Origin of the sequence: Pantoea sp. SIMBA_079 (assembly GCF_046940275.1) — a bacterium.
Classification (GTDB): domain Bacteria; phylum Pseudomonadota; class Gammaproteobacteria; order Enterobacterales; family Enterobacteriaceae; genus Pantoea; species Pantoea borealis.
In genome coordinates this window covers 1-243 of the sequence record NZ_JAWRYR010000789.1, presented here as the reverse complement: position 1 = coordinate 243, position 243 = coordinate 1, and the positions used below count along the sequence as shown (strand labels likewise).

At 72.0% G+C, this 243-nt stretch carries 1 protein-coding gene; it reads left to right on the top strand.

Annotated elements, in window-relative coordinates:
• Positions 1–243, top strand: a 243-nt coding sequence (locus SB719_RS22100) for a GMC oxidoreductase (RefSeq protein ID WP_412160024.1), incomplete at both ends; no start/stop codon positions are given.

Sequence of the window (243 nt, the reverse complement as noted above, 5' to 3'; positions counted from 1 at the left end):
GAGCCGCGGCACGCTGCACCTGACCGGCGCGGATCCGCACGACCGCATCCGCATCCAGGCCAACACGCTGTCGCACCCGGACGACCTGCGCGCGGCGAAGGCGACGGTGGCGATCGCCCGGGAGATCGCCCATGCGCCGGCCTTCAAATCGCTGCTGAAACGCGAAGCCATGCCCGGCCCGCTCGCCGGCGCCGAGCTGGAGCGCTACATCCGCGACTCGGCGATCACGTTCTGGCACCAGGC